The sequence below is a fragment of the Flavobacterium sp. PMTSA4 genome (assembly GCF_032098525.1).
GTDB classification, from domain to species: Bacteria; Bacteroidota; Bacteroidia; order Flavobacteriales; family Flavobacteriaceae; genus Flavobacterium; species Flavobacterium capsici.
This window is the reverse complement of sequence record NZ_CP134890.1, coordinates 632,102-654,438: the sequence shown is the minus strand read 5'-3', so window position 1 is coordinate 654,438 and position 22,337 is coordinate 632,102. Positions and strand designations below refer to the sequence as shown.

Sequence of the window (22,337 nt, the reverse complement as noted above, 5' to 3'; positions counted from 1 at the left end):
AAGTAAACAAATATTATGCTTTTCATAAAAAACCACCCTTTTTTGGGTGGTTTTTTTGTATATTTGATAATTAATTTATTAAACCTACAAAGAATATGAAAAAAATTACTTTTTACCTTTTCATGCTTTTATCCTTTTCAAGTATAAAAGCTCAATTGTATCAGGTTCCTTTGTGTAATGGAACAATTGCTTCCAATACATACGGACCAATGAATAGTGTAGCAACTGCTAATGCTACGAATAGAACCGCAGTTATTTATCCAAGTGCTCAATTAGCCCCAATTGCAGGACAAACTTTGACTAGTTTATATTTCAATAGGTTAACTGCTACTGGTTCAATGTCTGGTGCACCAAATTTTAGAATTTATTTAAAAGAAACATCTCAAACAGATTTTGGAGCAACAGCAATCGATTGGGCTACAGAAACTGCCACAGCAACTTTAGTTTACAATTCAGATCCTACTTCTGTTGTCGGTTCTAATGCTGGATGGAAGAATTTTGTTCTATCTAATAATTTTCTTTACAGTGGTACACAGAATTTAGCTGTTTATATGGAGTATATCAATACTGCAGCTTCAACAACTATTGGTTGGGAGTATGAATATAGTGCTCCTTGTATTACTACTTCTAATAGTAATACTACCAAGTACATTAATAACACAACTGGAACTCCAGGAGCAAGTTTAACTTCAACAAATTATAGAAGACCTCAAATTGGTTTTGATTATTTAGTATCTTGTCCAGCGCCTACAAGTTTCGCAGCTTCTAATGTTGCTACAACTACTGTAGATTTAAATTGGGTTGCTGGTGGCTCTGAATCAGAATGGGAATATGCTGTTTTGCTTGCTACAGATCCTGCGCCAACAAGTGGAACTACAGTTATGACTAATTCAGTTGTTGGGTATTCAGTTCAACCTGCTACTAACTATAAAGCTTATCTTAGAGCAAATTGTGGTACAAATGATAATTCCGTTTGGACATCTATTACTTTTACAACACCTTGTGCATCTTATACACCTTCTTACACTCAAGATTTTGCAACTTTTCCTCCTAATTGTTGGACTAGAGCTGCAGCTGGAGATCCAACAACTGGTCCTACTGGTACTGCAGCTGGAATATGGGCTGCTGATGGGTTTTTAAATAGTGGAACTACTGGTGCTATAAAAGTAAATTTATATAGTTTAAATAGAATTGGTTGGATGATATCACCAACAATTGATATGACAGCAGGTAACTATAGAGTAAAATTTGATTATGCAGTTACAACTTGGAATAACACAACTCCAAGCGCTATGGGTTCTGATGATGTTGTTCAGTTAGTTATTTCTGAAGATGGAGGAACAACTTGGCAAGTATTAACAACTTTGAATGCAGCTTCTAATGTTTTAAATTCGAATAATACATTCTCTTTAGAACTTCCTGCTTATACAAATGCAAATACAAAATTTGCATTTTACGCAACTGATGGAACAATAGATGATGCAGAAGATTATGATTTCTTTATTGATAATTTCGTTGTTGAAACTATCCCTTCTTGTGTTGAAACATCTACACCTGTTGCAACAAATTTAACTTCAACTTCAGTTGATTTATCTTGGAATGCTGGTGGCTCTGAATCAGAATGGGAGTACGTATTAGCTTTAGCTTCTGATCCAACACCAACATCTGGAACATCAACTATGGTTACTTCGTTGACAGGTGTTTCTCTTTCACCTTCAACTAATTATATTTTTTATGTTAGAGCAGTTTGTGGAACAAATAATTATTCAGTTTGGAAAACACTTAATGTTAATTCACCTGCTACACCACCAGCCAATGATGATTGTTCAGGAGCAATTGCTTTAACAGTCAATACTGATTTAAATTGTGGAACAATTACTGGAGGAACTGTTCTAGGTGCAACTGCTTCAAGTGTTGATGCAACTACTTGTGCTGGAACAGAAGACGATGATGTTTGGTTTTCATTTGTTGCCACTAGTACATCACACAGAATAGCTTTGTCTAATATTGTAGGTAGTGTTACAGATATGTATCATTCATTGTGGACTGGTGTTGACTGTGATAATTTAACATTAGTTCCAGGTTCATGTTCAGATCCAAACACAAGTAATCCTTCAGGATTAGTAATTGGAGAAACATACTATGTAAGAGTGTATACTTATACTGCAACTGGAAGTCAGAATACTACTTTTGATATTTGTGTTGGAACACCTCCAGCACCTCCAGCAAATGACGATTGTTCAGGTGCAATTGCTTTAACAGTTAATTCAGATTTTGCTTGTGGAACAGTAACAAGTGGTACTGTGCAAAGCGCAACTGCTTCAGCTATTGATGCAACTGCTTGTTTTGGCACAGAAGATGATGATGTTTGGTATTCATTTGTTGCTTCTAACACATCACATAGAATAACCTTATCTAATATTGTAGGAAGTGTTACAGATATGTATCATTCTTTATGGACTGGTACAGATTGTAATAGTTTAGCATTAGTTCCAGGGTCATGTTCTGATCCAAATACTAGTAATCCTTCAGGATTGACAATTGGACAAACATATTATATTAGAGTGTATACTTACACTGCAACTGGTGGTCAAAATACTACTTTCGATATTTGTGTTGGAACACCACCACCACCACCAGCAAATGACAATTTTGCTAATGCAATTGCTATTAGCTGTGGAAATATTTATTCTGGTGATACAACTTTAGCAACTTTAGATGAAGATAACGCACCTGATGGATTTGGTGCTGATATGGATGCTCCAAATGTATGGTATTCTTTTACAGGTTCAGGAACTTCTCAATCAGTTACATTAGATCTTTGTAATTCATCTTATGATACTTCAGTTTTAGTTTATACAGGAACTTCAGGTAATTTAACCTTAATTGCTGCCAATGATGATGATAATACTTGTACTTTAACAACTCGCTCTAAAGTAACTTTTACTTCTGATGGAACAACTACATATTATATAGCCGTTGAAGGATGGAATGTTGGAAGTATTGGAGCTTTTAATATGGATGTTACATGTACAGATGTAAATCCTCCTGCAGTTAATAATCAAGACTGTGGTACTTCATTAGCTGTTAATGTTGATGGTATAATCGTTAATTCAGATAATTCATTTGGAACGGTTAATTCAGCACAACCAACGTGTGATACTTTTGGTTCAATTCAAGATGTTTGGTTCTCATTTGTTGCACCAACTAGTGGTTTGGTAGATTGTGAAGTTTCTTTAGGTACTATTACGTCTGCAAACTTTACTGTTTATGAAGGTGCTTGTGGTTCTTTAACAGAAGTAGCTGGTACATGTAATTCAAATTTCACTACTACTACAACTGAGAATTTAACAGGTTTAACAGCAGGAAATACTTATTATGTTCAAGTTTGGAGTAATTCATCAGAGCAAGGAACTTTTGGATTAAGATTATCTGATCCTAGTTTATCGAATACTGGCTTTGATAATTCAACATTTACTTATTATCCAAACCCAGTGAAAAATATTTTGAACTTATCTTATAGTCAAAATATTTCTCATGTTGAAGTTTTCAACTTATTAGGTCAAAAAATGACATCTAATGATTTTAATGCTAATACAGCTCAAGTTGATATGTCTAACTTAGCTTCAGGAGCATATTTAGTAAAAGTTACTTCGGATAATACTACTAAAACGGTTAGAGTTATTAAAGAATAATTTTTAACTTTTTATAAAATTGAAACCACCTAGAAATAGGTGGTTTTTTATTTTGCTTTATATTTGTTAAAAAAAAGAATGCTATTCTCAATAATTATTCCCGTTTATAATCGCCCAGATGAATTAGAAGAATTACTTTCTAGTTTAACAAAATTAGATTATGACAAAAATTATGAAATCGTAATTATTGAAGATGGATCTACACTAATGTCAGATGTTGTTTGTTCTAATTATCAATCTAAATTAAATATTTCATATTATTATAAATCAAATTCAGGTCCAGGTGATTCAAGAAATTATGGAATGAAAGTTGCTAAAGGTGACTATTTTATAATTTTTGATTCTGATTGCTTAATTCCATCAAATTATTTAAAAGAAGTTGAATTAGAATTAACAAACGATTTTGTTGATTGTTTTGGTGGTTCTGATGCTGCTCATGAATCATTTTCAGATATTCAAAAAGCAATCAATTTTGCCATGACTTCTTTTTTGACAACAGGTGGAATTCGTGGTGGTTCTGAAAAAATAAATAAATTTCAGCCTAGAAGTTTCAATATGGGAATTTCTAGAGAAGCATTTTTAACTTCTAATGGTTTTGGGAATATTCATCCTGGTGAAGATCCAGATTTATCTATTAGACTTTGGAAGCTTGGTTTTAAAACAAGATTATTTCCAAATGCTTACGTATTTCACAAACGCAGAATTAATTGGAATAAATTTTCAATTCAAGTAAATAAATTTGGAAAAGCAAGACCAATTTTAGATTTGTGGCATCCAGATTATAAAAAATTGACTTTCTATTTCCCAACAATTTTTATACTTGGATTAATGTTTTCAATTGTTATGTTGTTTCTAAAACAACCTATTTTTTTAGAACTTTACGGATTCTATTTTATTTTAATACTCCTTTTTTCATCCATTCAAAATAAGTCGTTTTCTATTGGATTACTCTCTGTTTATGCTGTTTTTAAACAGTTTTGGGGATATGGAATAGGATTTATGAATTCTTTCTTTAAAATACAAATTCAAAAACAACAACCAGAAAAAGCTTTTCCTGAATTATTTTTTAAATCAAAATTATGACAAAAATAGTTGGACTTACAGGCGGAATTGGAAGTGGTAAAACAACCATTGCAAATTACTTTAAAGAACTTGGAGTTCCAGTTTACATTGCTGATGATGAAGCAAAAAAAATAATGAATTCTGATGATGTTATTCTAAAAATTAAAAATAAATTTGGAGAAGATGTTTTAGAAGACAACAAAGTAAACAGAGAAAAGATGGCTCAAATAGTCTTTTCAAATCCCGAAAAGTTGAAAGAACTTAATAAAATAATTCATCCAGAGGTTAAAAAGCATTTTAAGAATTGGCTGAATAGTCACAAAGATTCAAAGTATATAATAAAAGAAGCAGCTATCTTATTTGAAAGTGGAAGTTATAAGGATTGTGATTATATTATAACTGTGGTTGCAACATTAGAATCTAGAATTGAGAGAATTTTAAAAAGAGATAATACTACAAAAGAAAATGTTTTAAAAAGAATAAAAAATCAATGGAGCGATGATGAAAAAGTTGCCAAAAGTGATTTTATTATTCATAATGAAGATGTTAAAGAAGCTTTAATAAAAACATATCAAATTCATAATTTATTGAATAATATTTAAAATAACCTTAATTTGTTAATCTTTGGTTAATGTTTTTATTGCTTAAATGTTAAAATACTAAATTTGTTTAATGAATAAATTGTTTTTCAGACTACTTGTTATTTTAATGAGTTTATCATTAATAGGTATTATTCTAGTGCAAGTATATTGGTTTGATACTTCATTTAAAAATAATGAAGAGCAATTTAAATTTCATGCAAAACAAGTTCTTGGAAATGTTGCCGAAAAATTAAATAAACTTGAAGCCTATAACTATTATGAAATTTATAATAGAGTAGCAGATAGTACTGGAAAAGTACCTCAAAAAAGTGATTTTCTTGAATTAAAGTTTTATCAGCGTGATGTTAGAACGAACCAAACAATTGTTTATTCTAATAATATTACTTCTGAAGATTATGGTATTACATCTGCTTATTTTGATAAAAATAGCGAACCATATAAAATTAAGAATTACACAGCGAATAGAAAAACAGAGGTTTACAATGGAGCAGTTGATAACTCAATGAAACAAAATGTTTCACCTGATTTAAAAATTGAAAAGTCTGGAAAACTTGATTTATTAAACAATGCTCAATTTGAAACTTTTTTTAAAGATATAGCTGCTTTAAAGCCAATACAAGAAAGAGTTTCTAACGAATTGATAAAGAATTTATTATCTAAAGAGTTAAAAATTTATGGAGTTAATACTCCATTCGAATATAGTATTTACAGTAACGGATTAGCTACTAAGATTCAATCAGAAGCTTTTAGGTATGATAAAGATGCAAATTATTCAATTCCTATTTTTACTGATAGCGAAGGAAATAGTAAGTATCAATTATTAATTCAGTTTCCTCAAAAGAAGAAGTTTTTAATATCAGAGTTAATTGGAATTGCAGTATTATCAACAATTTTCACATTAGTTATTGTAATTGCTTATTCAAGTGCATTGAGTCAATTGATAAAACAAAGACAGATTTCTGAAATTAAAACCGATTTTATCAATAACATGACGCATGAGTTTAAAACGCCAATTGCTACAATTAATTTAGCGTTGGATGCTATCAAAAACCCAAAAGTCTTTGAAGATAAAGAGAAAGTTAGTCGTTACCTTCAAATGATTAAAGATGAGAATAAGCGAATGCATGCTCAAGTAGAAAATGTATTGAGAATATCAAAATTAGAGAAGAAAGAACTTGAAATCAATAAGGAAAATCATGATATTCATGAAATTATAGAAGATGCAATTGAACATGTTAATTTAATTGTTGAAGATAGAGAAGGAAGTATTACTAAAACTTTTGATGCAACCAGATCTTCAGTATTATTGAATGATGTTCATTTTACCAATGTTTTGGTTAATATTTTGGATAACGCAATTAAATATTCGGCAAATATTCCAGTTATTGATGTACATACTGAAAACGTAAAAGATTTTATAATAATAAAAATAAAAGACAACGGAATAGGAATGAGCAAAGCAGCTCAAAAAAGAATTTTTGAAAAATTTTATCGCGAACATACAGGCGACGTTCATAATGTTAAAGGACATGGATTAGGATTAGCCTACGTAAAAAGAATAGTTGAAGACCATAATGGTGAAGTTTACGTAGAAAGTGAAAAAGGAAAAGGAAGTACATTTATAATAAAATTGCCACTGATTAATTAATATACACGCTATGGAAAATAAAAATAAAATATTACTAGTTGAAGATGATCAAAACTTCGGTATTGTTTTGAGAGAATACTTAACGCTTAACGATTTTGAGGTTACTTTAGCTAAAAACGGAATGGAAGGTTTTGAAAAGTTCAAAAAAGATACCTTCGATTTATGTATTCTTGATGTCATGATGCCATACAAAGATGGTTATACTTTGGCAAAAGAAATACGTGAAAAAAACAAAGATGTGCCTTTGATTTTCTTGACTGCAAAAACAATGAAAGAAGATGTGATGAAAGGTTACAAAGTTGGAGCTGATGATTATTTAAATAAACCATTTGATTCGGATGTTTTATTGATGAAAATTAAAGCTATCATTCAACGTAAAGCTGCAGAAAATAAAAACGAACCAGCAAAATTTGAATTCGAAATTGGTAAGTTTCACTTAAATTCAAAGCTAAGATTTTTAACATTTAATGGTGGTGAACCAATAAAATTATCACCAAAAGAATCAGAATTGTTGAAAATGATGGCGATTTATGAAAATGATTTAATGCCTAGAGAATTAGCTTTGACAAAAATCTGGAGAGAAGACAATTACTTCACTTCAAGAAGTATGGACGTTTACATTGCCAAATTACGTAAGTATCTAAAAGACGATCCAAACGTTGAAATCTTAAACATTCACGGTGAAGGTTTCCGATTGGTTGTTAAAAAATAAATAATTTGCAAAGGCTTTCCATTTTGGAAAGCCTTTTATTTAAGTTCTAATTGAAGTGCAAAATTAGTTTTTTCAGAATTGTGTACTTTGTATATTAATTTGTTGTCTTCAGTTTTTTTAGAAATTTCAAAAGCATCATTCAGAGATAATTCTTTTAAATAATTCATTTCAATAGTTTTTATTTTCTGAAAAAAAACGGCTTCAACATCAATATAATTCAAACACCATTCAAGATATTTTACACTATTAGCATGATTTACAATGTCTAAATCAGATAATTTTACAGTTTGCTCAGTAATTTTTTTGAAATCATGTTGTATATCTATCTTAGAAAAACTCTCTAAAGTTGCTCTTTCAGGATATTTAATAAAATGTTCATGTGCCAAACCTAAATTCTCTGGTCGGCGAGTATTGGTATTCATTACAACCCAAAAAGTTTCACAACCTACGAGTTTCTCTTCTCCTTGAAATAATTCGATACAACGAATAGAACGAGAGTTTTCAAGCGAATTAATCCAGGTTTTCACAGTTATTTTATCTTTCCATTTCGGTAATCGATTAATTTCAATTCGAATTCTGCTCAAAACCCAAGCTTGATGAAATTCTTGCATGTCATTAAAACTCAAACCTCCAAGTTCTGCGTGTTTTGCAGCAGTTAATTGAAGAATATTACATAAGTCAGTGTATTTCAAATAACCATTTGGATAACATTGCAAAAAATTAATTTTCCAATCCTTTACTAGTTTTGATTCGAAATCAGGTGAAATAGGCATTTATAATTTTGAATTTATGGTATTAATAATTTCATTGATATCTGTTTTAAAGTCAAACCATGCAACATTTTCAGTTCTTTTAAACCAAGTTAATTGTCTTTTTGCAAATCGTCTTGTGTTTTTTTTGATTTCCTCTATTGCAAATTCTAAAGTAGTTTTTCCATCAAAATAGTCAAAAAGTTCTCTGTAACCAACCGTTTGTAAAGCATTTAGGTCTTTATTTGGATAAAGATTTTTTGCTTCTTCCAGCAAACCTTCTTCAATCATGATGTCAACACGTTGGTTAATTCTATTGTACATGATTTCTCTTTCAGCTTCCAAACCAATGATAATAGGAGTGAAGTTTCTATTATTTTTCTTTTGATTTAAAAAGGATGAGTAGGGTTTTCCAGTTCCAATACAAACTTCTACAAAGCGTTTCATTCGCTGCGGATTTTGTAATGTTTGAGGATTTTCATCGGCTAATTTTTTATAATATTCAGCATCTAGTTCTTTTAACTTTTGCTGTAAATAATCTATCCCAAACAATTCAAAATCAGAATTTAATTTATTTCTTATTGATTTATCAATATTTGGAAAATCATCAAAACCTTTTAAAACGGCATCAACATATAAACCAGAACCACCGACCATAATTTGAATGTTATTTTGCAAAAACAATTCATCTAGTTTTTGAATGGCTTCTTGCTCAAAATCACCAACGGAATAATTTTCAAAAATGGTTCTGTTTTGTATGAAATGATGTTTAGCTGCTGCTAATTCTTCATCATTTGGAACCGCAGTTCCAATTTTCATTTCTTTATAAAATTGTCGGCTATCACATGAAAGAATTTCACAATTAAAATGCTTTGCTAAAGAAATACTTAAAGCTGTTTTTCCTATTGCAGTAGGACCAATTATCGTGATTAAATAATTCAAAACTTGACAATTTTATATACTTTATTTCTTTTCAAATAACCTTGAATAATTGTTCTTGTGTCGCGGTTATTTTGCATCGGGATAATTATGTTTTTTAATATTTCGATGTTGTTTATTTGATAATTTAAGTCATAAAAGCAATAGCCTTTGTAAATTCCATTTTCAATTAAAACAGCGCAACGTTCATCAATACTTCGACCTCTGTCAATAATGACCATGTTGTCGTTTTCGAATTTCATTTCTCGAATGAATTCTTCAACACGTTCATTATATAATTCTGGTGATTCTTTCCCTAAACACGCTCCATTACATTCTTTAATTTTATGTTGAAAACAACCATTTTGTGTTTCATATAAACCATTTATTTTTTGACACAAATTGTGTTTTTCTGTTATTTTAAACAAGGCATTCTTTCCTTCTTGTATTGAAGAAAAAGAGGTTATTTCCTTTTTTCTGCCATCAGCTTTTAGTAATTTTAAGTTAATATAACCTTTTGAATCTTTTTCTTGGTACAAAGCCCATTGAAAAATACTTTTTCGTTGTGAACGATTATAAATAGGTTTATTTATTTTTATTTCTTCACTTTCTTTTAATAAAGCTATCAATTCGCTTCCTGTGACTTCATAGGTAACTGCAAAAACTTCTCTTTGAATTTTTTTGCTTTTTCCCGAAGTTCCTGTAAAATGCTGATTAACTCTTTTTTTAATATTTCGACTTTTACCAATATATATTAAATTTCCTTTTTCGTTATGAATATAATATATTCCGGTTTTTGTTGGCAAACTTTCAACAATGTCAAGTAGTTTTGGCGACAATCCAGATTTTATTTCTTTCTTAATTAACTCAGAAATAATTTCTTTTTTGCTGTCTTTAGCCAAAAGCATTTTGAATAATTTCACTGTTGCCATTGCATCACCACTTGCTCTGTGTCTATCAGTTACTGGAATTCCCAATGCACGAACTAATTTTCCCAAGCTATACGAAAGTTGGTCAGGAATTAATCTTTTTGAAAGTTCAACAGTACAAAGCGTTTCACGTTTAAAATCATAACCTAAACGAGTAAACTCTGTTCTCAGAATTCTATAATCAAATGAAGCATTATGTGCCACAATGATTGTTCCTTCAGTAATTTCGATAATGCGTTTAGCTACTTCATAAAATTTTGGTGCTGAACGTAACATAGCGTTATTTATTCCAGTCAATTTTACCACAAAAGGTTGGATTGGTTTTTCAGGATTTACCAAACTTATAAATTGATCAACTATTTCATGACCATCAAACTTATAGATAGCGATTTCTGTAATTCCTTCTTCGTTGAATTGTCCTCCGGTGGTTTCTATGTCGAGAATAGTGTAAATAACTTTTTTATTTATCTGTTTCCAAAAATACTACTTCCAATTCTAACCATTGTACTTCCGCAATCAATAGCTAATTGATAATCGCCACTCATTCCCATGGAAAGTGTTTCAAGTTTAAAATTTGAAGTTTCGGTTGGTTTGTATTTGTCAAAAATTGATTTTAATACTGTAAATTCTTTTTTTATTTGTTCTTGATTATCAGTAAATGTAGCCATTCCCATTAAACCAACTACTTTAATATTTTTAAATGATTTAAATTCATCGGAATTTATAATATCGGAAAGTTCATTTTCATCTAAACCAAACTTTGTTTCTTCTTCAGCTATATGAATTTGGAGTAAACAATCCACATTTTTTCTCCAACGAATAGCTTGTCGATTTATCTCTTTTAGTAATTTTAAACTATCAACTCCATGAATTAATTTTACATAAGAAATCATATATTTTACCTTATTCGATTGAACATGACCAATCATATGCCATTGAATGTCTTTGGGCATTTGTTGATGTTTTTCGGTCATTTCTTGGATTTTATTTTCACCAAAAATGCGTTGTCCAGCTTCATAAGCTTCCATCAAATCAGAAACAGGTTTGGTTTTTGAAACCGCAACTAGTGTAACGTTTTCAGGTAATGATGATTTTATTTTTAGTAAATTATCTTTTATTGACATTTTAAACATTAGTTACAATTCATAAACCATCAAACCACTTCTAAATTTTGGCTCAATATAAGTACTTTTTGGTGGCATGATTAAATTGTTATCTGCCAATGCTTTTATTTCTGATATATCACTAGGAAATAACATAAATCCAACCTCAAATTCACCTTCATCAACCAACTCTTTTAATGTTAAAATTGATTGCTTTCCAGGAATGTATTCAATGCGTTCATCATTTCTTAAATCTTCGATAGCTAGTAATGGTTTCAATACTTTGCCATACAAAATTTGAGCATCAAGGTTTTCTAAAATTGATTTATGATTGTTAGAATTGCCATCTTGTTTGTAAAATAAAGCATAGAAATTACCTTTAAGATACATTCCAAATTCAAACTTACTTTGCGGTTTCCAAAGTTCTTGTTCTTTGTCTTTAATGATAAAATTCTCTGAAAGTTTTTCTAAAAATTCTTCCGATGAATAACCGTTTAAATCTCTAATAATTCGATTGTATTCATATATTTTCACGTTGCTTTCAGCAATCAGAAAACTCATAAAATAATTTAAATTATTATGTTCGGATTGTTTGTATTCGTCATACAACAATTCAGCAGAAGCAGAACGATGATGTCCATCAGCAATATATAATTCAGAAATTTTTTCAAATTGATTTTGTAACCATTCAATTTCTTCTTCTGTTTCAATTTTCCAAAGCTGATGTTTTTCTTTGTTGGTTGTTGAATAATTATAAATTGGTTGAGATTTCTTTTTTTCAGAAATCCAATTGTTAATAGTTGTGTTGTCTGGATACGTAATCAAAACGGGTTCGGTGTTAAAACCAGTTTGATGCAAATAATCTTTGAATAATTCTACACGATATTGTAATGTGTCTTCGTGTTTTTTGATAACATTATTTTTATAGTCATCAATAGAAGTTCCTGCTACAATTCCGGTAAATGTTCTGTTTTTTGTCTGAATTTCATAGAGAAAGAAAACAGGTTTTTCTTCAGAAATCAAAACATTTTCATTTTTAAAATCTTGGTATTTATGTGCTACACCTTTAAATCGTTTATCTAAAGTTATTTTTTGTGCATTCACATAAGCTGGATTGATTACATGCAAAAACGAATAAGGATTAAAATTTAACCAAGCAGCCAATTCAGCCGGAGAATAGTCTTCATAGTTTCGACAACTTACTAAACCAACTTTATCTGGCGCAGGACGAACCGCTTTGAAAGGAGTTATTTTACTCATTATTTTTTAAGAGAATTGTTTAGAAACTTTCTCTGCTTTTTTGCTTTCGGAATAATCATAGAAACCTTCACCTGATTTTACTCCAAGTTTTCCGGCCATAACCATATTTACTAATAATGGACAAGGTGCATATTTTGGATTTTTAAAACCATCATACATTACATTTAGAATTGATAAACAAACATCTAATCCAATAAAATCTGCTAATTGCAATGGTCCCATTGGATGAGCCATTCCTAGTTTCATCACTGTATCAATTTCCTCAACACCGGCAACACCATTGTATAAAGTTTCGATACTTTCATTAATCATTGGCATTAAAATTCTGTTAGCAACAAAGCCTGGATAATCATTTACTTCGGTTGGTGTTTTGCCTAATTTCACTGATAAATCCATAATTATTTTAGTAACTTCATCAGAAGTTGAATATCCACGAATGATTTCTACCAATTTCATTATTGGCACTGGATTCATAAAATGCATTCCAATTACTCGTTCTGGATGTACTACTTGTGCAGCAATTTGCGTAATAGAAATTGAAGATGTGTTTGAAGCCAAGATTACATTATGGTCACAAACATCGCTTAACTGCTTAAAAATATTCATTTTTAAACCTACATTTTCAGTTGCAGCTTCCACAACTAAATCACAACCAACAACGCCGTCTTTTATATCAGTGTAAGTAATTATATTTCCTATTGTTTTGTGTTTATCATCTTCGGTAATCGTTCCTTTTGTAACCATTCTATCAAGGTTAGAAGCAATAGTTGCCATTCCTTTTTCTAATGATTTTTCAGAGATATCAATTAATTTTACTGTAAATCCTGATTGAGCAAAAGTATGGGCAATTCCGTTGCCCATTGTACCTGCACCAATTACTGCAATGTGTTTCATTATATTAGTTTAGTTTTATTCTAGTTTTAAATTTTAATAGAATTATTTTCTATTCATACTATCAATTATCATATAAGCAACTCTTAGCGCTTCAGTTCCGTCTTCTAAAGTTACAATTGGAGTAGTGTTGTTGTTTATAGCGTCTGCAAAAGTTTCTAATTCATCCAAAATAGCATTGTTTGGTTCAACTTCTGGATTGTTGAAATAAATTTGTTTTTTTTCTCCTTCGGCATTTTGTAAAATCATATCAAAATCACCCGGAATTTCTGGAGCATCTTTCATTTTTACTACTTCACAAATTTTATCTAAATAATCAACCGATATGTATGCATCTTTTTGAAAGAAACGTGATTTACGCATGTTTTTCATCGAAATTCTACTCGAAGTTATATTGGCAACACAACCGTTTTCAAATTCAATTCGAGCATTGGCAATATCTGGCGATTGACTCAAAACAGAAACTCCGCTGGCGTGAACACTTTTTACTTTTGATTTTACAACGCTCAAAATGGCATCAATGTCATGTATCATTAAATCTAAAACTACAGGAACATCAGTTCCACGAGGATTGAACTCTGCTAAACGATGCGTTTCGATGAACATTGGATTTTCAATTTGATTTTTTACTGCAGAAAACGCGGGATTGAAACGTTCAACATGTCCAACTTGTCCTTTTATGTTGAATTCTTTTGCCAAAGCAATGATTTCCTCAGCTTCTTCAACCGTTGTAGCAATTGGTTTTTCGATAAATACATGTTTGCCCGATTTTATGGCAACTTTGGCACATTTGTAATGAGAAAGAGTAGGAGTAACAATATCTACAACGTCAACTGCATGAATTAATCTTGCAATGGTATCAAATTGTTTATAGCCAAACTCGGCTGCAACTTTTTTTCCATTTTCTTGGTTTTCGTCATAAAAACCAACCAGTTCATATTTTGTAGATTGTTGTAATAAACGCAAGTGTATTTTTCCAAGATGTCCAGCACCTAAAACGCCAACTTTTAACATAAAAAATAAATTTTACCAAAAGTACTATTTTAGTTTAAAGTTTAAAAGTTTAAGAGTTTAAAAGTTGATTGTAACTTGGTACTTGTTTTTTGAAATATTAACTTCTATTTTTACCAAAAATATTTAGCCCAAATTGAAAGATACAAATAAACATCAAGGACTTAGAAATCAGTTAGTAAAGGTATTAGAGGAAAAAGGAATAACTGATAAAAATGTTTTGGAGGCCATAAAAAAAATTCCACGACATTTATTTATAAATTCAAGTTTTGAAGATTTTGCCTATCAAGATAAAGCGTTTCCAATTGGCGCTGGTCAAACCATTTCTCAGCCTTACACAGTTGCGTTTCAAAGTCAATTATTAGAAGTCAAAAAAGAACAAAAAATACTAGAAATAGGAACTGGTTCTGGTTATCAGACTGCCGTTTTATGTTTGCTTGGAGCTAAAGTATATTCTGTGGAAAGACAAAATGAATTGTTCAAAACAACTTCTAATTTATTGCCAAAATTAGGAATTCGTCCAAAACATTTATCGTTTGGCGATGGTTATAAAGGATTACCAAATCATGCACCTTTTGACAGTATCATTGTTACTGCTGGCGCGCCAATTATTCCAAAAGCGTTGATGGCGCAACTAAAAATAGGAGGAAAGTTGGTTATTCCTGTTGGTGAAAAGGAACAGATAATGACGATGTTAATTCGAAAAAATGAAACTCAGTTTGAAAAACATGAATTTGGAGATTTTAGATTTGTACCGTTATTAGAAAATAAAAATTAAAACGATTTTTTTATTCTGTCTAAATCACGTTTTGTGTCTTGTTCTTTAAGTGATTCACGTTTGTCGTAGGTTTTCTTTCCTCTTGCTAAAGCAATTTCTAGTTTTGCAAATCCTTTTTCATTAATGTACAAACGTATAGGAATAATGGTTAAACCTTTGGTTTCAATTGCTCTTTCCAGTTTTTTTAATTCTCTTTTGTTGAGTAAAAGTTTACGTTCGCTTTTTGCTTTATGATTAAATTGATTTCCATAAAGATATTCATCAATTTGTGTGTTGATTGCAAAAAGTTCTCCATTTGAAAATTCACAAAAACCTTCTGTAATATTAGCTTTTCCTAACCGTAATGATTTAATTTCGGTTCCTGTTAAAACTATTCCTGCGGTATATACTTCGATTAATTCATAATCGAATTTTGCTCTTTTATTAAGTATGTTTATCGTTTTTTGCATGGATGGCAAATGTACTAACAAAAGTATCAAACTCCAATTGTAAAATTATTTGGTAAAATTTCTTTTTAACAAGGAATAAATAACGGTATCCCAAAATTTTCCGTCAAAGTACTCATTTTCTAATATGTGAGCTTCTTTTACAAAGCCATTTTTTTGTAAAACTTTTTCAGAAGCTATGTTTTCTGGATCAATGACTGCTTCAATTGAATGTAAATTCATGTCGTTAAAACCATAATCTAATATTGCTTTTAATGCTTCAGTTACATAACCTTTACCATTGTGTTCTGGTAAAATCATGTATCCAATTTCGGCACGATGATTTTCTGGTTGAATGCGATAATGACCAATAATTCCAATTATTTTATTACTGCCTTTTAATGTAATTCCCCAATTGATTCCAACGTTAGAATCAATTTTTTCATTTATCATGTCAATGTGACCAATAGCATCTTCAATACTCAAAGCTAATGGTCTTGGAATATATTTCATAGCTTCAGGATTGCCACGAAGTGCTAATACTTCTTCAGCATCGGCATGAGTTATCCTTCTAAAAAAAAGACGTTCTGTTTCTAAGTTTTTAAATGGATGGAAGTTAATTTCTAACATTTGTTTTTATAGAATAGTAATACTAAATGAATATTTTTTTTCCGATTTTGATTCTAATGTCTGAATTCCTTCTTTCTCAAATAGTATTCCAGAATTTTCAAATGTATCCGAATAACCAACCCATGGTTCAAGGCAAATAAAAGGTGCGCCGATTTTTGTCCAAATTCCAAAATTTGGAAAATCTTTAAAATCAAATTTTAAAAATGGCACTTCTCTTTTTAAAATTGAAATTGATTTTGAATTCATTTGTTTGATAATCATAGCATCATTTTGGAAAAGAGCATAATTAAGACGTAGTTTTTTGTCAACGAGTGCAATTTCTTCAAAATCACTTGAAATTAAATCATTTTTTAAAATGTAGCGTTTTAATGTTTCGTTGATTTCAAACTCCAATGAATAATTTTCAAAATTATCATTTAAAGCAAATGCAGGATGACCGCCAATTGAATAGGGTAAAGTAACTGAATCAGTATTAATAACTGTATATGAAACTATTAGATTTTTTTCATTTAATTTATAATCTATTAAAAGTTCAAAGTCAAATGGATATTTTGATTTACTCAATTCATTTGATGATAATGAAAGTGTAACGTTTTCTGTTGATTGCTTCTTAATTTTAAATTCCAAATCTCTTGCAAAACCATGACGATGCATTTCATATTGTTTCCCATTATATAAATAACAATTATCTTTTAGCGTTCCGACGATAGGAAAAAGAATAGGAGAGTGTTTTCCCCAAAAAACTGGGCTTCCTTCCCAAATATATTCTTCTTTGGACGTATTACTTTGTAGTGAAAATAATTCTGCACCTTTGAGATTAATCTTGGCGGTTAAGTTTTTGTTTTCTATAGCAACTATCAAAGGATACTTTTTTAAATCGAATAAATATATGAAAAAAGTTATTCTAGATGTATTAATATTTAAAATTAAACAATAAATTTTCAAACCATCGACGAACTGCATTTATGTAAGATATAATCTTATAAATATAAATAAAAAATGTATTTCATCGATTTTATTTGTAATTTAAACGATGTTTTACGTAGTATTGCTGAACCAAATCAAACAATACGTTCTGTCAATATTAATCTCAATAAAGTGTTTGCCCCACATCTACTTTATTAAAAACTTAACCTACTACTATGAAAGCAAAAATGTTTAGAGCATTGTTGCCGTTAGCAATTGTGTTCACTATGGTATCTTGTTCATCAGATGATTCATCTGCTACTTCTTCCGCAAAACTTGTTACGGAGTACAACTACAATGAAACTGAAAGTCGTTTAGTTCAACTTATCAACGATTACAGACAATCTATAGGATTAAACAGTTTAGAAGTTATCAATCATATTTCATATACTTCAGAAGGTCACAATGAATACATGATTGAAAAACAAGCCTTAAGTCACGATTACTTTCAACAAAGAGCCGATAACTTAATTCAAGTATTGGGAGCAGAAAGAGTTGCCGAAAATGTAGCTTACAATTATGTTACCCCAGAAAGCGCATTTGCCGCTTGGAAAAACAGCCCTGGACATAGAGCCAATATCGAAGGAGATTTTACTCACTTTGGTATTTCTGTAACTATCGACCCAGAAACAGGCAGAAAATTTTACACTAATATGTTTATAAAAAAATAGTTTGATTATTGTTTTGTTTGATTTTGACAGATCTTTAGAAACCCATTCATTGTGAGTGGGTTTTTATTTTACACCATATCTTCAGGTTTAACCCAAGCATCAAAATCTTCCTCAGAAACATAACCAAGTCTAATTGCTTCTTCTTTTAAAGTTGTACCGTTTATATGCGCAGTTTGAGCAATTTCTGCCGCTTTGTAGTAACCAATTTTAGTATTTAAAGCAGTTACTAGCATTAATGAATTGTCTAAAAGTTCCTTAATTCGTTTGTAATTTGGTTCTATTCCTTTTGCACAATTTTCATCAAAAGAAATACAAGCGTCAGCTAGTAATTGTGATGATTGAAGAAAATTAGCAATAATGACAGGTTTAAAAACATTCAATTCATATTGACCTTGCATTCCGGCAATTGAAATTGTAGTATCATTTCCCATTACTTGAGCGCAAACCATAGTTAATGCTTCACATTGTGTTGGATTTACTTTTCCGGGCATAATTGATGAACCTGGTTCGTTTTCGGGAATAAAAATTTCTCCAATTCCAGACCTTGGACCAGAAGCTAACATTCTTATATCGTTAGCAATTTTATTTAAAGAAACAGCTAATAATTTTAATGCGCCATGACTTTCAACCATGGCATCATGAGAAGCTAAAGCTTCAAATTTATTTGGAGCAGTAATGAATTTATGACCAGAAAACTCACTAATATATTCGGCAACTTTTATGTCATATCCTTTTGGAGTATTAAGTCCGGTTCCAACGGCTGTTCCTCCAAGTGCTAATTCTGATAAATGTGGTAAAGTGTTTTTTAAAGCTTTTAGTCCATTATTTAATTGAGTTACATAACCTGATAATTCTTGTCCTAAAGTAATTGGTGTTGCATCCATTAAATGAGTTCTGCCAATTTTTACAACATTTATAAATTCTTTTGACTTGCTTTCTAATGTATCTCTTAATTTTTCAATGGATGGAATAGTTTTTTCTATAATTTTTTTATAACCAGCAATGTGCATTGCAGTTGGAAATGTATCGTTTGATGACTGTGATTTATTAACATCGTCATTTGCTTTAATTACAGGTTCACTTTCACCAATTTTTTTTCCAGCTAAAACTTGAGCTCTATTAGCAATAACTTCATTAACATTCATATTAGTTTGCGTTCCTGAACCAGTTTGCCATATAACTAATGGAAATTGATTGTTGAGTTTTCCATCTAAAATTTCATCACAAACACTACTGATTAAGTTCCTTTTTTCAATAGAAAGAACGCCTAAATCACAATTGGTAAAAGCTGCCGCCTTTTTTAAATATGCAAATGCTTCAATAATTTCAAATGGCATTGAAGCTTCGGGACCAATCTTGAAATTATTTCTTGAACGTTCAGTTTGTGCACCCCAAAATTTATCTGAAGGAACTTTTATTTCTCCAAGAGTATCTTTTTCAATTCTATATTCCATTTTCAATTAGATTAATCTTTATAACAAGTAAATTTAAGGTTAAAAACTATTTAATAAAAATAGAATTCTTTTTTGGTAGGGTTAAATTTTACTCCTACATTTGCGTATAATTCAAAAAAATTCCGGAAAACATGTTTGAATTTCAACAGTATTTAGGTTTCTTAGCTTTCTTAACCATTTTGACTATCGGTTTTTGGTTAATGATTTTCTTAATTACCATGATTATTCCTTATTGGGTAATTGGTGGAACAAGAGAATTATTGAAAGAAAGAAAAGCTAAAAAAGAATCAGAACAATAATAACTTTATAGTTCTAAATAAAAAGTCTCAACTTAGTTGAGACTTTTTTATTTTTATTATCCTGGGAAATCGCCACCGCCATCGAAATCTTGTTGTTGATTTCCTTTTTTCTCTTTATCGTTTTTCTTTTTATTAAAACGATATGTGAATGAAAGCGTAATTTGACGCTTGCGCCATTGAAATTCAGACAATGAATTCAGATTTTCAAGGTTTGTTTCAATTCTTCTGATTCTAGAATTGAATACATCGCTAACATTTAGAGCTATTGTTGCTTTATCTTTAAATACATCTTTGCTAAAAGCTAAATTAGCAGAAAACATACCTTTTCTATTTCCTTGTCCAGTTTTTTGGTCACCTTCATATGATAAGTTTGTTTGCCAATCTATGCTATATGGTAAGTTGATTTTAGAGTTCAATCGAGTAGACCAAGTAGTTGTTTTATTGTTTAAATTTTGTACAACGGTATCACCATTAAAATCTATATAAACGTTTTCACCTTGTGTTTCTATACTAAAGAAATTGAAATTACTGTTTAGTCTCCACCATTTGTATGGATTATAATTTAAGGTAAATTCAAATCCAGCACGATATTCTGTGGCTAAGTTTATTGGATTGAATAAAACGATAGGAATTCCATCATCTGTTGTTTCTCCTGAGTTTCTCCTAACAAACGTAAATACATCTGTTGTTTTATTTACGTATGCAGACGTATTGAAAGTTAGTTTTTTACCAAATTTAGTTAAATAACCTAAATCAAAAGAATCAGTCATAGCAGGATCTAAATCAGGATTTCCTTGAAAAAGATTAATGTTACTTGAAAAATCACTTGAAGGATTTAAAAATCTTCCTCTAGGACGACGAATTCTTCTACTATAGCTAATTGAAGCACTGCTTTGGTCGCTTATTTCGTATGTGAAAAATGCACTTGGAAAGAAGTTGTTGTATTTTTTATTATTAAAATCATTAGTATCTAAAAGATTTACATCAATATTTGAATCTTCCCAACGAAGACCTAACAAAAATGAAAACTTATTTATTTTAGAGCCAAACTGAGTATATAACGCATTAACTTTTTCTTTATATTCTAATTTGCTAGATAAATCATCGTTTTGAACATTATCTTCTAGAATTCCAACATTTGTGTTTTGAGTTGTAAATTCTCCTCGATATCCTGCTTCGAATTGCATTCCTTTTCCAATGGGTAAAACATAATCACCTGAAAATAAGTTTTTATTTTGACTTTGGATGCTAAATGTATTAGCATTAGGAAATTGACTGTCAACAATTATAGATGAATTATCATCCTTATTTAGTGAGGTTTGAAAATTTATGGTAAGCTGGTGTCCATCTTTTTTGAACTTTTTGATTAAATTTGAGTTGAACTCAACATCTTCACCATTACCCGAATCACTGTTAAAACGATTTCTTATACTATTAGGTAAGCTATTGTAGATGTTTGTGTAAACAACATCACTTTCATTTGTTGAACTATTTTTTCTATAATTCATACTGTTTGTCCAATTGGTATTATCATCAAGAAACCATTCAACTCCGAAACCACCATTGTAACCTTTATTTAATCTGTCATTGTTTCTTCTTTCATAAACATATGAAGGAGAATTGCCAGTCGGATTTAAGTATTCAGTATCAACATTAGAAAAACCAGGATTCTTTCTATAATTATATCCTTGAGTAGTAAATAAATTAAAATTATCAGTTTTATAATTCAAAGTACCAGTTAATCCATGATTTGCAGGTTCACCAGTTGTAGCAATTATAGTTCCGTTTAATCCATTGGTTTTGCCTTTTTTAAGGATAATATTCAATAAACCACCACCGCCTTCAGCGTCATAACGTGCAGATGGATTTGTTATAACTTCAACTCGGTCAATAGCATCAGCTGGAATTAATCGTAAAGCTTCGCTAACGTTAATTGCAGTTGAAGGTTTTCCATCAATTAAAACTCTAACGTTGTCATTTCCTCTCAAGGCAATTGTTCCGTCAACATCAACAGTAACCGAAGGAATATTGTCTAAAACATCACTAACAGTTCCGCCTTTAACCATTAAATCTTTACCTACATTATAAACTTTTTTGTCAAGTTTTATTTCAACAGTAGTACTTTCATTTCTAATGATTACTTCGTTTAATAATTTTGAAACTTCATCAAGTGCAATTGTTCCTAAATCTAAATTATCTAAAACTTCTTTATTCTTTATTTCTGTTGGTTGAAAAGAAATAAATTCAATTACGATGTTGTATTTACCTTTATCAACATCGATAGAAAAAGCTCCTTCGTTATTAGTTATACCGCCAAAAACTTTATTTGGATTATTTACACTTTTAAGAGTAATAGTTGAATATTCTAAAGGAAAACTAGAAGATTTATCAATTACTTTTCCCGTAACTTTAACTTTGTTATTTGCTTCATCTTGAGCAAAACTTATAAATGTAGTGAATAGGAGAAAAATTGCTAGAAATACTTTTTTGTTAGGTATCATTGAAACTAATTTGTAAATATTTTCCAAAAATAC

20 protein-coding genes are annotated in these 22,337 nt (G+C 30.3%); 8 read left to right on the top strand and 12 right to left on the bottom strand.

The window, feature by feature from the left end:
• The first annotated feature begins 95 nt into the window (after nucleotides 1-95).
• The 5 genes from RN605_RS03100 to RN605_RS03080 all read left to right on the top strand — a co-directional run bounded on the left by RN605_RS03100 (nucleotide 96) and on the right by RN605_RS03080 (nucleotide 7,719).
• Nucleotides 96-3,695, top strand: coding sequence for a T9SS type A sorting domain-containing protein (locus RN605_RS03100; RefSeq protein WP_313322116.1), 3,600 nt, complete (start codon nucleotides 96-98; stop codon nucleotides 3,693-3,695).
• 78 nt (nucleotides 3,696-3,773) lie between these two features.
• On the top strand, nucleotides 3,774-4,778 hold the full coding sequence (locus RN605_RS03095) for a glycosyltransferase (protein WP_313322114.1): 1,005 nt from the start codon (nucleotides 3,774-3,776) through the stop codon (nucleotides 4,776-4,778).
• The gene (gene coaE, locus RN605_RS03090; RefSeq protein ID WP_313322112.1) at nucleotides 4,775-5,359 is read left to right on the top strand and encodes a dephospho-CoA kinase; all 585 of its coding nucleotides are present in this window, start codon (nucleotides 4,775-4,777) and stop codon (nucleotides 5,357-5,359) included. Before RN605_RS03095 ends, coaE begins: the two co-directional genes overlap by 4 nt.
• Before the next feature lie 70 nt (nucleotides 5,360-5,429).
• Nucleotides 5,430-7,007, top strand: coding sequence for a sensor histidine kinase (locus RN605_RS03085; RefSeq protein WP_313322110.1), 1,578 nt, complete (start codon nucleotides 5,430-5,432; stop codon nucleotides 7,005-7,007).
• Between the two features lie 10 nt (nucleotides 7,008-7,017).
• Nucleotides 7,018-7,719 (top strand): response regulator transcription factor, encoded by a 702-nt coding sequence (locus RN605_RS03080; RefSeq protein ID WP_313322108.1) that lies wholly within the window; start codon nucleotides 7,018-7,020, stop codon nucleotides 7,717-7,719.
• Nucleotides 7,720-7,754: 35 nt separating this feature from the next.
• On the opposite strand, the gene RN605_RS03075 is transcribed toward RN605_RS03080, so the two are convergent.
• From RN605_RS03075 to RN605_RS03045, 7 genes are read right to left on the bottom strand one after another with little or no spacing between them, the layout of a single operon-like run.
• Nucleotides 7,755-8,492, bottom strand: a complete 738-nt coding sequence (locus RN605_RS03075) for an acyl-[acyl-carrier-protein] thioesterase (RefSeq protein ID WP_313322106.1) — start codon at nucleotides 8,490-8,492, stop codon at nucleotides 7,755-7,757.
• Entirely contained in the window at nucleotides 8,493-9,410 is a 918-nt protein-coding gene (miaA, locus tag RN605_RS03070) for a tRNA (adenosine(37)-N6)-dimethylallyltransferase MiaA (RefSeq protein WP_313322104.1), read from the bottom strand. It abuts the gene before it with no gap.
• Entirely contained in the window at nucleotides 9,407-10,768 is a 1,362-nt protein-coding gene (locus RN605_RS03065) for an exonuclease domain-containing protein (protein WP_313325781.1), read from the bottom strand. The genes miaA and RN605_RS03065 overlap by 4 nt, the downstream gene beginning before the upstream one ends.
• Before the next feature lie 11 nt (nucleotides 10,769-10,779).
• Nucleotides 10,780-11,439: a YggS family pyridoxal phosphate-dependent enzyme gene (locus tag RN605_RS03060; protein ID WP_313322102.1), complete on the bottom strand. Its 660-nt coding sequence runs from the start codon at nucleotides 11,437-11,439 to the stop codon at nucleotides 10,780-10,782.
• Nucleotides 11,440-11,451: 12 nt separating this feature from the next.
• Nucleotides 11,452-12,678 (bottom strand): DUF1015 domain-containing protein, encoded by a 1,227-nt coding sequence (locus RN605_RS03055; protein ID WP_313322100.1) that lies wholly within the window; start codon nucleotides 12,676-12,678, stop codon nucleotides 11,452-11,454.
• A 6-nt stretch (nucleotides 12,679-12,684) separates the two neighbouring features.
• A complete protein-coding gene (locus RN605_RS03050) occupies nucleotides 12,685-13,572 on the bottom strand; it encodes a 3-hydroxyacyl-CoA dehydrogenase family protein (RefSeq protein ID WP_313322099.1) in 888 nt (295 codons plus the stop codon).
• Between the two features lie 42 nt (nucleotides 13,573-13,614).
• Entirely contained in the window at nucleotides 13,615-14,583 is a 969-nt protein-coding gene (locus tag RN605_RS03045; protein ID WP_313322097.1) for a Gfo/Idh/MocA family protein, read from the bottom strand.
• Nucleotides 14,584-14,716: 133 nt separating this feature from the next.
• Here RN605_RS03045 and RN605_RS03040 point away from each other — a divergent pair, with 133 nt between their 5' ends.
• Entirely contained in the window at nucleotides 14,717-15,358 is a 642-nt protein-coding gene (locus tag RN605_RS03040; RefSeq protein ID WP_313322095.1) for a protein-L-isoaspartate(D-aspartate) O-methyltransferase, read from the top strand.
• On the opposite strand, the gene smpB is transcribed toward RN605_RS03040, so the two are convergent.
• The 3 genes from smpB to RN605_RS03025 are packed head-to-tail and all read right to left on the bottom strand — an operon-like array spanning nucleotide 15,355 to nucleotide 17,274.
• A complete protein-coding gene (gene smpB / locus RN605_RS03035; RefSeq protein WP_313322093.1) occupies nucleotides 15,355-15,807 on the bottom strand; it encodes an SsrA-binding protein SmpB in 453 nt (150 codons plus the stop codon). The genes RN605_RS03040 and smpB overlap by 4 nt on opposite strands.
• Nucleotides 15,808-15,852: 45 nt before the next feature.
• Complete coding sequence (locus RN605_RS03030) at nucleotides 15,853-16,413, bottom strand: GNAT family N-acetyltransferase (RefSeq protein WP_313322091.1); 561 nt, start codon at nucleotides 16,411-16,413, stop codon at nucleotides 15,853-15,855.
• Nucleotides 16,414-16,419: 6 nt separating this feature from the next.
• Nucleotides 16,420-17,274, bottom strand: coding sequence for an aldose 1-epimerase family protein (locus tag RN605_RS03025; RefSeq protein WP_313322090.1), 855 nt, complete (start codon nucleotides 17,272-17,274; stop codon nucleotides 16,420-16,422).
• Between the two features lie 281 nt (nucleotides 17,275-17,555).
• Here RN605_RS03025 and RN605_RS03020 point away from each other — a divergent pair, with 281 nt between their 5' ends.
• Nucleotides 17,556-18,050 carry a CAP domain-containing protein gene (locus RN605_RS03020; RefSeq protein ID WP_313321836.1) on the top strand — a complete coding sequence of 165 codons (495 nt, stop codon included), beginning with the start codon at nucleotides 17,556-17,558 and terminating at the stop codon, nucleotides 18,048-18,050.
• A gap of 68 nt (nucleotides 18,051-18,118) precedes the next feature.
• On the opposite strand, the gene fumC is transcribed toward RN605_RS03020, so the two are convergent.
• Complete coding sequence (gene fumC, locus RN605_RS03015) at nucleotides 18,119-19,504, bottom strand: class II fumarate hydratase (protein WP_313322088.1); 1,386 nt, start codon at nucleotides 19,502-19,504, stop codon at nucleotides 18,119-18,121.
• A 131-nt stretch (nucleotides 19,505-19,635) separates the two neighbouring features.
• On the opposite strand from fumC, the gene RN605_RS03010 reads away from it, so the two are divergent.
• Nucleotides 19,636-19,803, top strand: a complete 168-nt coding sequence (locus RN605_RS03010) for a hypothetical protein (protein WP_313322086.1) — start codon at nucleotides 19,636-19,638, stop codon at nucleotides 19,801-19,803.
• A gap of 56 nt (nucleotides 19,804-19,859) precedes the next feature.
• Here the strand turns inward: RN605_RS03010 and RN605_RS03005 are convergent, their stop codons facing one another.
• Nucleotides 19,860-22,304 (bottom strand): TonB-dependent receptor domain-containing protein, encoded by a 2,445-nt coding sequence (locus tag RN605_RS03005; protein WP_313322084.1) that lies wholly within the window; start codon nucleotides 22,302-22,304, stop codon nucleotides 19,860-19,862.
• Nucleotides 22,305-22,337: the final 33 nt, after the last annotated feature.